At 52.7% G+C, this 11,909-nt stretch carries 12 protein-coding genes; 7 read left to right on the forward strand and 5 right to left on the reverse strand.

The window, feature by feature from the left end:
• Positions 1-20: 20 nt before the first annotated feature.
• A complete protein-coding gene (locus tag HQN87_RS22085) occupies positions 21-899 on the reverse strand; it encodes an AraC family transcriptional regulator (protein ID WP_343221978.1) in 879 nt (292 codons plus the stop codon).
• A 103-nt stretch (positions 900-1,002) separates the two neighbouring features.
• Here HQN87_RS22085 and HQN87_RS22090 point away from each other — a divergent pair, with 103 nt between their 5' ends.
• On the forward strand, positions 1,003-2,541 hold the full coding sequence (locus HQN87_RS22090) for a sulfatase family protein (RefSeq protein ID WP_173137713.1): 1,539 nt from the start codon (positions 1,003-1,005) through the stop codon (positions 2,539-2,541).
• Positions 2,542-2,627: 86 nt separating this feature from the next.
• Here the strand turns inward: HQN87_RS22090 and HQN87_RS22095 are convergent, their stop codons facing one another.
• Positions 2,628-3,161: a chromate transporter gene (locus tag HQN87_RS22095; protein ID WP_173137715.1), complete on the reverse strand. Its 534-nt coding sequence runs from the start codon at positions 3,159-3,161 to the stop codon at positions 2,628-2,630.
• Positions 3,162-3,174: 13 nt separating this feature from the next.
• The gene (locus tag HQN87_RS22100) at positions 3,175-3,810 is read right to left on the reverse strand and encodes a chromate transporter (protein WP_173137717.1); all 636 of its coding nucleotides are present in this window, start codon (positions 3,808-3,810) and stop codon (positions 3,175-3,177) included.
• Positions 3,811-4,029: 219 nt separating this feature from the next.
• Between HQN87_RS22100 and HQN87_RS22105 the strand changes: the two genes are divergently transcribed.
• From HQN87_RS22105 to HQN87_RS22115, 3 genes are all read left to right on the forward strand, one after another.
• A complete protein-coding gene (locus tag HQN87_RS22105) occupies positions 4,030-5,220 on the forward strand; it encodes an ROK family protein (protein ID WP_173137884.1) in 1,191 nt (396 codons plus the stop codon).
• A 24-nt stretch (positions 5,221-5,244) separates the two neighbouring features.
• Positions 5,245-6,411, forward strand: coding sequence for an anaerobic sulfatase maturase (locus HQN87_RS22110; RefSeq protein WP_367272769.1), 1,167 nt, complete (start codon positions 5,245-5,247; stop codon positions 6,409-6,411).
• A gap of 81 nt (positions 6,412-6,492) precedes the next feature.
• Complete coding sequence (locus HQN87_RS22115; protein ID WP_173137718.1) at positions 6,493-7,338, forward strand: YihY/virulence factor BrkB family protein; 846 nt, start codon at positions 6,493-6,495, stop codon at positions 7,336-7,338.
• Between the two features lie 305 nt (positions 7,339-7,643).
• Here HQN87_RS22115 and HQN87_RS22120 read toward each other — a convergent pair whose 3' ends face one another.
• On the reverse strand, positions 7,644-8,519 hold the full coding sequence (locus HQN87_RS22120) for a GNAT family N-acetyltransferase (RefSeq protein ID WP_173137719.1): 876 nt from the start codon (positions 8,517-8,519) through the stop codon (positions 7,644-7,646).
• Positions 8,520-8,837: 318 nt separating this feature from the next.
• On the opposite strand from HQN87_RS22120, the gene HQN87_RS22125 reads away from it, so the two are divergent.
• The 3 genes from HQN87_RS22125 to HQN87_RS22135 all read left to right on the forward strand — a co-directional run bounded on the left by HQN87_RS22125 (position 8,838) and on the right by HQN87_RS22135 (position 11,116).
• Positions 8,838-9,524 (forward strand): DUF7002 family protein, encoded by a 687-nt coding sequence (locus HQN87_RS22125; protein WP_173137720.1) that lies wholly within the window; start codon positions 8,838-8,840, stop codon positions 9,522-9,524.
• A gap of 75 nt (positions 9,525-9,599) precedes the next feature.
• Entirely contained in the window at positions 9,600-9,971 is a 372-nt protein-coding gene (locus HQN87_RS22130) for a PadR family transcriptional regulator (RefSeq protein WP_254075610.1), read from the forward strand.
• On the forward strand, positions 9,968-11,116 hold the full coding sequence (locus tag HQN87_RS22135; RefSeq protein ID WP_173137721.1) for a DUF2812 domain-containing protein: 1,149 nt from the start codon (positions 9,968-9,970) through the stop codon (positions 11,114-11,116). The genes HQN87_RS22130 and HQN87_RS22135 overlap by 4 nt, the downstream gene beginning before the upstream one ends.
• Positions 11,117-11,233: 117 nt before the next feature.
• Here HQN87_RS22135 and HQN87_RS22140 read toward each other — a convergent pair whose 3' ends face one another.
• Positions 11,234-11,902 (reverse strand): GntR family transcriptional regulator, encoded by a 669-nt coding sequence (locus tag HQN87_RS22140; protein WP_301953207.1) that lies wholly within the window; start codon positions 11,900-11,902, stop codon positions 11,234-11,236.
• Between the last annotated feature and the right edge of the window lie 7 nt (positions 11,903-11,909).

Here is an 11,909-nt window from a genome sequence, read left to right on the forward strand (position 1 = left end):
TCGGCAACCCCTTCGCCCTCTTATCCGTCTCCAGCCGTACGGGTATGCAAGGGAGAGGATTTGTAATAGGACTTGAATGCCCGGGTGAACGTGTACAGGTTGGGATAGCCAAGCGACAATGCAATTTCTGTGATGGTGGCCTCGGTTTCGGCAAGCAGCCGTTTGGCCTTCCCCATGCGTATGCTCTGGATATACTTCTGCGGCGATACGCCGACCTGACTTGTAAAAGCACTAGTGAAGTAGGAACGGTGTACGCCTGCCAGCGAGGCAACCTGCTGGACGGTTATCCCTTCAGTAGCATGCAGGTTCATAAATTCCATACACTGCGATACCCAGCCGGAAGGTGACGGGCTTACCTTAGGGAAGGCTTCGGGCATCAGGCCGGCCAGTAATTCGCAGATTTGTCCCTCAAGCTCAAGGGATACAGCCGGGTCCCACTGCTCGTACCGGGTCATTGCCCCGAGGATGCGTTCGAGTGCAGCTTGGACGCGGGATGTCACCTTGCCCGGAGCTGCCGGCTGCTCAGGCACCAGCCCGGCCAGCTTCAAGAGCGGCATTACCCTGCTTCCATCCAGCGCAAGCCAGTTCATCTGCAGCGGAGCTTCCGCAGGAATGATGTAATAATGATAGGTCTGGTCCGGAAACAGACAGAACAGGTCACCCTTTTGCAGCTCGATGTGCTGATCTCCATAATTGAGACCGACCCTGCCTTCGTATACAAAATGAAGACTGTAACACTCAATCCTTTTGGGACCTACCCTGTAGTTCGGCTTAGCCAGGCTGCGGCCCGCACGGACCGGCCATAGCTGCCCCTCCCGGTCCAGATTGCCCGGCGTATAATAGATGAACTCGGCATATTCATATTCGTATTCCTGCAGATTGCGCATCGCTTCTGACATATCCCCACCCCTCTCATCTAACAAAATGACAATTCATACCTAACATTAGGCTATTTATTAAACGTTGTTTTTTCCCTATCATCATAATAGGAGGCGATGACCATTGTCCAGCAAACCTAACATTTTACTAATAACCAGTGATCAACAGCATTGGAATACCATCGGTGCCTTCCAGTCCGAGATCTCCACTCCCAATCTGGACCGGCTGGCACAGCAAGGGACCACCTTCGGCCGCGCTTATTGCCCTAATCCCACCTGTACGCCAAGCCGTTCCTCTATTATTACGGGAATGTATCCAAGCCAGCACGGTGCGTGGACGCTGGGAACGAAGCTGCTGGAGGACCGGCATACGGTAGGTGAGGATTTCAGCGAAGCAGGTTACCAGACCTCACTGATCGGCAAAGCCCATTTCCAGCCCCTGAAGTCTACGGAGGAATATGAATCGAAGGAAGCCTATCCCCTGTTGCAGGACTTGGATTACTGGAGCGGTTTCCAGGAGTCCTTCTACGGATTCGACCATGTGGAGCTTGCCAGGAACCATACGAACGAAGCCCATGTCGGCCAGCATTATGCCTTATGGCTGGAAGAACAGGGCTGTCCCAATTGGCGGGATTATTTCCTCCCTCCCACGGGGACAATGGACCCGTCTGTAACCTACACCTGGCCCATTCCGGAGAAGTATCATTACAACACCTGGATTGCAGAGCGCAGCAATGCCCGCCTTGAGGAGCATCAAGAGTCCGGAGATCCGTTCTTTCTCTGGGCCAGCTTCTTTGATCCGCATCCCGAATATCTGGTCCCGGAGCCTTGGGATTCGATGTATGACCCTGACAAGCTGACCATTCCTTCACTGACGCCCGGGGAACACGACCGGAATCCGCCGCATTTCGGCATGACCCAGGAAGACAGCCCTGATTTCTCGCAGCTTATGGAGACGGGCTTCGGCATTCACGGCTACCGCTCCCACCTGTATTATGAATACGGGGATAAGGCGCTGCTGACGGATTATGACAAAAAGAAGCTGGTAGCGGTCTATTACGGAATGATCAGCATGATGGACAAATATATCGGCCGCATTCTCGATAAGCTCGAGGAACTCGGACTCGCGGAGAACACACTCGTCGTCTTCACAACCGATCACGGGCATTTCTTCGGGCAGCATGGTCTGCAGGCCAAAGGAGGGTTTCATTACGAGGATTTAATCAAGCTGCCATTCATCGTCAGATATCCTGGGCAGGTTCCGGCAGGCAGACAGTCGGATGCGATCCAGTCGCTCGTGGACCTGGCGCCTACCTTTCTGTCATTTGCCAACCTTCCCGTTCCTTCGTCGATGACCGGTGTAGATCAGAAGGATGTATGGCTGGGCCGCAGGAATCAGGCGCGTGACCATGCCATTTGCGAATTCCGGCATGAGCCCACGACCATTCACCAGAAGACTTATATTGATGCACGCTACAAAATTACGGTCTATTACAACCAGCAGTACGGCGAACTCTTCGATTTAGAGCAGGACCCGCACGAACTTCATAATCTGTGGGACGAGCCGGAGCACGGGCAGCTGAAGTCTGAGCTTCTGCTGAAATATATTTGGGCGGAGCTGGGCAAGGAACCGCTGCCTATGCCGAGAATACATCATGCCTGAAGCAGGCCGGTCCATGGGGAAATAAGAAAGCGTGAGCAAGGGCTCTTCCCTTCGCTCACGCTTTCTTGGATATGATATGAATTCAGTCAGAATATAACAATGCCCGCAACTGCCGACAGGAGGATCACAGCAAACGGATGTACTTTGTATTTGGAAATAAGAAGAAGGCATCCGGCACAGATCAGCAGCGAGCCCGCGAGTGTCCAGGTCAACCAGGAGCCGCTTGTTCCGCTGAATCCGAAATGAACCGCCGCATACAGAATTAAGCCGGTCACGATCGGACGCAGTCCGTAGAAGGAAGATCTGACCCACTTATTGCTCTGCAGCTTCAGGAAGAATGCAGCGATACCAATGACGATGATAAGCGACGGCAGAATAATGCCGACAGTTGCCGCTATGGCTCCCCCCACCCCCGCCTGGGAGTAGCCGATCAGGGTGGCGGTATTGGTCGCGATGGAACCCGGGGCCATTCCTGCCAAAGAGACGATTTCCTGAAAAGCGCCGCTGTCCAGCCATCCTTGCCCGGCAACCTCCCGCTGGATCAGCGTAATCACGGCATATCCGCCGCCAAATGATACTAGCCCTACTTTGAAAAAAATGTACAACAGCTCCCACAGCATCCCATGAACCCCTTCAAATGTAGTATTCCGGAAACTGCAGATCCCGGCTCTCCTCTGTTCTCACCTGCTCTGTAACTATGCTCTTTCCCCGTTTCTGATTGTACTGCACCACCAGAACTCCGGCTGTCAGTCCGCCCACAATCAGGTAAAACGGATGAATCTGCGTGAACAACAGCAAGGCCAGCGATACCGCTACAAGCGCAAACGTCACTGCGTCCAGAACAGAAGCTTTCCACATCTTTCCGGCTGCGACAATGATCAGGGCCACAACCGCGGCATGAATCCCCTTCAAAGCGGCTTCTACCTTGACGTTATCTTTGAATAAAAGCCGGAGGCCGCTGAGAAGGAACACGATCAGGAAGGTGGGCAGGGTTATGGCAATGACGGCAGCCACAGCTCCCGCCACTCCGCCAAGACGATAGCCGATGAAGGTTGCGCTATTGACGGCCACCCCTCCGGGAGCGGAACCGGACACGGATATCATGTCCCCCATTTCCGCTTCGTTCATCCATCTCTTTTTCCGAACAATTTCTTCTTCAATAGTTGCAATCATGGCATAACCGCCTCCAAAGGTGGAGGGTCCAATTTTGAAAAATACGCAAAAAATACTCCAAAGTAACTTCATTTTTCCGCGTGCATTTTGCTTCATTCCAGTTCCACCTTACATTCTTTTCTGCTCTCTCTAGAGATGTTACTTATATACTAGCATAATTAATTTCATTTTGGATTAAAGTTATGAATTTTATTGTAAATATTCTGTGTATACTTCATAATCAGAGTGTACAAAGTCAATTTTCCGTTGAATAAAAATCAATTTGGAATTATCTTAGGTATTCCTACGAATAAACTTGGAATGGAGATAAGCCTGATGCTGCCCCACCCTAATGCTTCCCTCAAAAAACAGGTCTATGACCGCATCTCCTACCTGGGAACGGCCTCCAAGGCCGATTTGTTGAATGATTTTGCCCTGACCAGCAGCAGTATGACACGGCTTCTCGATGAGATGTCGTCCCAGGGATTAATTATCGCTTCAGGGCTGGGAACCTCCAAAGGCGGGAGGAAGCCCATCCTGTTCCAGTGCAACCCGGCATACAGGTATCTGTTCGGGCTGGAGATTTCCCGCATTCATTCTTCCCTTGGCTTGTACGATATGCATTTCAATCTGCTGTCTATGACCCGGTGGACCATGGACGATAGCATGACGCCCCCGCTGCTCGCGGATCATGTTGCGGACTGTGCCCGGGCTCTTCTGGCGGAGCACGGCATATCGCCGGGCAGCGTTCTGGGTATGGGGATAGGCGCTGTCGGCCCCTTGAACTCCGAACGCGGGATCATTCTGGAGCCGGAACACTTCCCGGCCGCTTCCTGGACCAACGTCCCCATCTGCGAGATGCTGAAGGAACGGCTTGACCTGCCGGTCAAGCTTGACAATGGCGCCAACTGCGCCCTTATCGGTGAGCATCGGGCCCTTAAGTCCAGCAACTATCAGCACATCCTGTATGTACATGCCGGAACAACTATTAGATTCGCCATGATATCCGGCGGCCATATCGTTCGGGGGGCCTCCGGCGCTGAGGGTGCGCTGGGTCAGATGATTATCCAGACCAACGGACCCAGACTGCACGGTAAAGGAAACTACGGAGCCCTTGAAGCCTTCGTGTCTGTTCCGGCGCTGGAAGAGCGTGTACGCACACAATTGAAGATTGGGCGCAGCAGCGTACTGGCGGAAATTTCTCCGGAACGGGTCACCTTTGCCTCCTTAACTGAAGCTCTTGGGCATGGAGATAAGCTGGTTACTGAACAATTCACGGAATCGTCTGCGTACCTGGGGATCGGACTGGCTAATCTGATTAACACTCTTCATCCGGAGTGTGTCGTGCTGGGCGGACCCCTGATCCGGGCACATCAACTTGTCTTCGACACATCGGTTGAGGTCGCCAGGAAGAACACTTATCCCTCGCCCGAGAACAGTCCGTTCTTTACTCAAGGACAGCTCAAAGAAGAGGCCGTAGCCACAGGAGCGGCCATCATGCTTCTAAATGACTGGTATGTTGAATAAATAGGAAGACAGGAGGAGATTACTGTGTCTCTTAGCTGCACTGCCGGTTCTCATTCCGGTTTAGGTGTGATGTGGAAGACGGTCTCGGAGGATTGTAATCTGGCGTGCGACTATTGTTATTATAGTACCTGTGGAGGGAAGCCCGGACCGGCAATTAACCGGATCGACTCTGGGATTCTGGATAAATTCATCCAGGATTATATGCAGCGCAGCTCCGGCAGTGCCACCTTCGCCTGGCAGGGCGGAGAACCGCTGCTGGCAGGTCACGAATTCTTTGAGGAAGTCGTGTACCGCCAGGCTCTGCATGCCCCGCCGCATACGGTTATCAGCAATTCCCTGCAAACCAATGCCACGCTGATCAGCGGGCGGTGGGCTGCTTTTTTCAAAACCTATCATTTCCTGATCGGAGTCAGTCTGGACGGTCCGCAGCAGATTCATGACTCGCGCCGGGTGAATTCCGCAGGGAAGGGCAGTTATGTCCAGGTCATGAACGGCATCAGCCACCTTCGGCGGCACCAGGTTGACTTTAATATATTAACGGTTATTCATAAGGGCAATGTAGGTAAAGCAAGGGAACTGATGGCGTTCTACCGGGAGCAGGACTTCCGCTTCATTCAGTTCATTCCCTGCATGGACTTCAGATCCCAGCAGGTGGATCAGCCGGGCGTCTATGAGATTACAGCGGACGAATACGGGGATTTCCTGTGTGAGGCCTTCGACGAATGGTATCAGGACGGCAAGCCCGAAATATCGGTACGGTTCTTCGATAACATGCTCAGCGTCTACCTGGGCGGCGAAGCAGAATCCTGTATTCACCGCGCTGCATGTCCTTCAAGTCTCGTGCTGGAGCAGAACGGGGACGCCTTCCCCTGCGATTTCTATATCAATGAGGAGTGGAAGGTCGGCAATATAGCCGGGGATTCCATTGCGGATATGCTTGCCCATCCCAACTACGAGCGGTTTCACCAGATGAAGCCCGCTCTGCCGGAGCCATGTCAATCCTGCGAATGGCAGCCGTTGTGTTATGGAGGATGCCCCCGGAACCGGAAATGGAACCCGGAAGAAGGCGGCTCCAGTCCTGATTATTTTTGCCGGAGCTATATGCGTATCTATGCTTATGCCGATGAGAGAATGAGACAGTTGGCAGGCAAGCTGCGCCGGGAACCCGTTCAGCGAGGTTGCAACGGGTAAATATTGGGTAACTTATAGCGTGAAGCCTGCATTCTTGTATATTGAGCGAAGGCTATACCCTGATACGTAATGGAGGGTCCTATGAACACGAAGACTGGCGGAGCGAGAGGCGCATTCAATTTCATGAAACAGCTGTGGACTAAAATCAATGCCGATGATGTCCAGGGTCTAGGCGCACAGCTGACCTATTATCTGATCCTGTCCCTGTTTCCTTTTCTGATCTTCATCATGACCCTGATTGGGTACGCCAATATCTCCCTTGAGGACAAAATCCACCAGCTCGAGCAGGTCATGCCCGCCGAGGCTATTTCAATCATTGAAGAAATTCTGCAAGATGTATCTGCCGGACGCAGCCAGGCGTTATTATCCTTCGGGATGCTGGCAACGCTCTGGGCCGCCTCCAAAGGTGTGAATGCCATCATCAAGGGGCTTAACCGTGCCTATGACATTGATGAGAGCAGAGCCTTCTGGAAAATACGGGGCATCGCCCTGCTCGCTACCTTGACGATCGGTCTCGTCGTTCTGCTCAGTATTCTGCTGCTTGTCCTTGGTACCTGGCTCAAAACCCAGGTCTTCCTGCTTATCGACTTGCCCTACGGATTCCAGAAGCTGTGGGATCTGCTGCAATATGCTATTCCGCTGCTTGTAATGTTCATAGTCTTCACTCTTCTGTACTGGATCGCTCCCAGCCGGAGGCTGGCTCTGCGCGAAGTCGTGCCCGGTGCGCTGTTCTCAACGATCGGCTGGATTACAACCTCTGTCCTCTTCTCTGTATACGTCAATCAATTCAGCGATTTCACCAAAACCTACGGCAGTCTCGGAGGCGTAACGGTTCTGCTTATCTGGCTGTATATCAGCTCCTTTATTATTCTTGCCGGAGGCGAGATTAATGCGGTCCTGCTCAAACGCAAGGCGGATGGTAAATAGGACCGTGATAGACATCCGCCACTTTTCCCTTTCTGAATTCTGTGAATAGGGTTGAATCCCGGAGGTTCCGAACCACGGAACTGCGCGCCCGGCCGAGTTTGCTCCTAACGGACCTGAGAGACCCTATTCCCAGGAAAACACCACGTTTTGCGGTTTAACGGACGGAGTAGCCCTTATCGACTCTCTACGAGAGATTTAAGCGTAGAAATTCCAAGAATAAGCTCGCATGGGGTCCGTTCCATTGCCCATGGGGTGTCTTTCATCCGGAATACGTGCGCCTCAGTCCGTTACGCCTTGCCACTAGTTTAAATCTGATGCTGTACTACATAAGTCAGACACGCTACAGCCTCCACCTGCCTGAAGCCTTCTCCCGTGTACAAAGCCTGCGCCCGTTCATTCTCTGCGTTGACACACAGAACGGTACGGGAATACGTCTTCTCAGCCGCGAACCGCAGCGCCGCCTGAAGCAGAATCCGGCCCAGTCCTCTCCCCTGATACTCCGGTAATACCGCCAGCGGGCCGATACTCATGGCAGGAGCCTCTTCGTATTCATCAGCGGAGCCGCGTACGATACCTACGGCAGTTCCGTTATGATACAGAATCAGTAGACCGCCTTCGATATAGTCTGCTCCGCGGATCATCTGCTGCACCATAGCAGGCGTGACCGGTGTCTCGTTGCCCTGCAGTCTGGCGAAGCCGGCATTGCGCACCTCACACCAGACCACTTCATCCGCCCCGCTGCGAAAGGGAAGAACCTCATAGCCCGGCGGCAAGCTCAGCGCAGGAGGTTGCCCCTCCTCCCTCACAAGGACATAAATGTAACGCTGCACTGCGAACCGGACGGATGCCAGAATCTCTATTGCCGCAGCATTTGCCAAAGGAACGAACAGATTCAACTGATCCATTCCTGCCGCATGAGGCAGTACCGAGCGCAGCAAGGACTCGTATACATTCACATCCCCAGTCTCCGTATACAGGATTCTGAATCTGGCCTTCCGTCCCCTGCGGGCGTAATCATTCAGCATGAGCGAAGCCGCCGCTGTAATTCCCCCCGAAGAATCGGCCATAATATACGTAGGGTTGTCCGGGGAGCATTCGAACCCGGCAAGCTCCTCATCAATCAGATAAGAATCATCCAGCTCCCCCCGGTGCTTCCGGCAAAAGCTCAAAAATGCCTCCATCCTGCTCTGAGTAAGTAATTCAACCTGCATCCGTCTCATCCTTTCGGTACCATTGTATATCAGACACACTTAAGGTTTGAACTTGAAGCTTCATCGTCACTGCGGTGAACATTTGGTCTTTCGGCCGCTGTTGTCCCCAGATTTCTTGATCAATACCGCTCTTCGCGGTGGAAATCCGGTGACAAAGGCGGTCGCTATCGCTCCTACAGTTCCAAATTTCCCCTCCGCTTCTTTTGCTTTTTGTTTATTTCTAAGTGTCTCTTATATATCTTATAAAAATATCAAAAACTTCTGCTCCCGCAAAGGAAAAATATGCCCATGAATCCAGCACTGATTGCAGCAATAACCAAAAGTCCGCTCCGCACCTCGTTATACCACTTCACCCGGACCCGCAATTTGCCGGCCATGGCTGCACTTGATGCCTTATATGCTCCAGCCGTATTGAGTCCCGGACATGCTGCCGGATTACGCCGGACAACTACCCTCCAGGTAGAATACGGCGGCCAAACCGCTATGCTGAATGCCCATCTGCGCATCACGCCTGAAGCCATGGACCCGTACACTACGCCTGAAGAATTCCGCCGCTGCCTGGACCGCCATGTATTCCTCTGGCCGACCTGGCGGGATTGCCTCGCAATGGCGGCCATGTACTCCCGCCGGGAACCGGACGAACCGTTTGCTATTCTCCAATTCTCCGCTCCCGAGCTGCTCACCGGTCAGTTTGACCGGATCAGGCTGTCCAAATATGATTCCGGCAGCTCGCCCAGATTCCCGCACCGGATGTCCTACCGCAAAAGCTGCGGGATGCTGCTGCCCGTCGCAGAATTCATGTCCATATCCAGGAGGGATATCCCTACCAAACCTTCGGAGATCAAGGAAGTCCTGGTCGAAGGCCAACTCTCCCCGCTCAGCCGATATTTGCAGGCGGTCTACTGTTCGGAGATCAAGCATGTGCCCGAGATCTGGCAGCCTGTCTGCCAGCCGCTCGAGCTGGCGGCGCTATAATTGCCCTCAGCCTTGAATTTTATGTCACACCGTGATATAGTCACGTTATGACATAGTCACGGCAAGACATATGCCATGAGTATGCACAATGAACTGGCGAAGCAGGTGATCTTGGTGTCCGCAACGGATAAAGTGCTGAAAAAGTATGTGCCGATGACAGAGACGGCGTTCTATATTCTGTTGTCCCTGACCAAACCCCGCCACGGCTACGGAATCATCAAGCATGTGGAGGAGCTGTCCGCAGGGCGGCTTAGACTGGGCTCCGGTACGGTATACGGAACTTTGACGAAGATGAACAAGGACGGACTGATCGTTGTATTCGCCGATGGAGAGAGAAAGACGGTGTACGAGGTGTCCAGTCTGGGGAAAGAAGTAATGCGCGCAGAAATCAGCAGATTGAAGGAACTTCACCGCAATGCCATTACCAGTGAGGAGGAATTTGTATGAAAAGGGTATTTCGGCCCTTCTGGAGTTATGACCTGCCCAAGTCAGAAGCCTGGCTGGCCGATATGGCAAGTCAGGGCTGGGTGCTGGCGGAGTGGAGCCTGCTACTCCGGCGGTTCACCTTCCGGCAAGCTCAACCGGTACAGCGTTCTTATCAGATCGGGTATGGACCCTCCTCCCAGCCTTCCATGTCATCCTATCTGGCTGCTGAAGGCTGGAGCAAGCGCCTGCAGCAAGGCAAATGGACCGTCTACGAGAATGAGCGGCAGCTGGCACAGATTAAGGCGTACCCTTCCCGCAAAGAGGTCTTAAGGCGGAACCGCAAGATCTCCTATATTTTCATGGGAATATTGGTGTACTTATTGCTCATTGCGATGATCCCGCTGATTGCGCTAGGCTTCTCCTTGACCCAGGATACTCCTATGCAGACGCAACAAAGCCCGTTGTGGGCGGTTACCTGGGTCGCAGCAGTCTTGGCTGTGATCCTGCTTATCCTTGCAATCTATTCGATTATTAAGCTCCGGGCGGCCAGCAAGGGGTTCCAATTGAATCAAGATGTTATCAAGAAGACTCATGAACAGCAGAAGCCAGCGGGCCTTAAGATGACGCGGCTGAAGTTAGGCTGGATGTACGCTCCCGACCGGCTGGAGGAATGGCTGGAGGAGAAGGAGCGGCTGGGCTGGAATCTGTATAAAGTCGGCCCGGGGGGAACCCTGTTCCATTTCAGCCAAGGCAGTCCGCGCCAAATGAAGTATCACGCCGACTATCAGGTCATTGGCGATGAGGAGTATGTCGAACTGCACCGCCAGGCAGGCTGGAATAAGGTCTATAGCTCACCTTTTTCCTTGCAGAAATGGACCATCTGGAGCCGGGAGCAGCCGGATCATGCGCAGCAGCCGGAAATCTACAGTGATCCTTACCACCGCCTGAAGCACGCACGCAAAATTGCCGTCAGCTATACCCTGCTGTTCCTGCCCATGATTCTGCTCTACAGCCTGAATGTGACGGCATTTATTGACGGGATGCTGCAAGACGGAATCACCGCTTCCCGGGCATGGAACACATCACTGATGTTCCTCTGCATCCTTATTTTCGGCTCGTTTGCGGTCAGAACCTGGCTGTATTACCGGCGGCTCAAGAAGCTATAGAACGGCTGAACAAGTAGAGACGGATTGGTTAGTTCGCGACAAAAGGCGTATACCGGAAGCCCCTCCATACGGAGAAAGCTTTCAGTATACGCCTTTAACATGACAGCCGGTCTATGATCAGAAGAATTGCGGGTATAACTTGGACATGCTCTGAACCCGGTCCAGAAGGGTATTGGAATGCTCGATCACAACCTTGCGCATCCCTTCCACATCCCGCTTACGGGTAGCCGCGACCATCTTCACATGCTTATCAATATCGGAGGGCTGCACCCCCTCCATCTTGCCGTACAGCAGACGGATGCGATTATAATGGGAGGCTACTTCTTCAATGGTAAACCAGGATAACTCCTCCCCCGCCGTCTGAAAGATCAGCTGATGGAAGCGGTTGTCCTTGAAATAGAATTCTCTGAAATATTTCTTATCCATATATTTCTTCTGCTTATTAATCAGTTCCTGCATCGTATCTGCTACCAGTTCACTGCACTTGCGGATGAATTCATCAATCACCGCGGATTCAAGCGAGGTCCGGATGAACCATTCCTCACGCACTCTTTGCAGATCAATCTTGGAGACTACGGTTTTGCGCTGAGGATATATTTCCACCAGTCCCGACTGTTGAAGGCGGACTACAGCTTCACGCACCGGTGTCCGGCTGACGCCATAACGTTCCGACAGCTTCTGCACACTGACATCCATTCCCGGCTCCAACGTCATATTCATGATGTCTTCTTTTATTTTATTGTAAGTTACATCATTTAGTGAATTACTGTTATTAATAATCTTCAACGGATTC

Origin of the sequence: Paenibacillus tritici, assembly GCF_013204885.1 — a bacterium.
In the GTDB taxonomy this organism is placed as follows: Bacteria; Bacillota; Bacilli; order Paenibacillales; family Paenibacillaceae; genus Paenibacillus_AQ; species Paenibacillus_AQ tritici.